The sequence below is a fragment of the Kitasatospora sp. NPDC059803 genome, assembly GCF_042732255.1.
Classification (GTDB): domain Bacteria; phylum Actinomycetota; class Actinomycetes; order Streptomycetales; family Streptomycetaceae; genus Kitasatospora.
This window is the reverse complement of sequence record NZ_JBHWIJ010000458.1, coordinates 1-314: the sequence shown is the minus strand read 5'-3', so window position 1 is coordinate 314 and position 314 is coordinate 1.

Sequence of the window (314 nt, the reverse complement as noted above, 5' to 3'; positions counted from 1 at the left end):
GCCGGGGGCGGGTTCTGCTTTTACGCGCGGTAGATCGCCCCGTTATACCCGCGCGACCCCCTGTCCCCGGGGGGCCCGGGCCCCCCGGGCGGGTCGTTCTCGCACTTCCCGACGATCATCGACTCGATCCGCGAGCGGCTGCTGTCGCTCCCGGCCGAGACGGTGGTCCGCACCGGCCACGGCGACCCGACCACCATCGGCGCCGAGGCCCCGGCCCTGCCGGACTGGATCGCCCGCGGGCACTGACCGCGAACGGGCCCCCCAGCGCCCCCCCGGGGCCCGGGGCGCGGGCAACGCCCTCAAGGGGCACACTC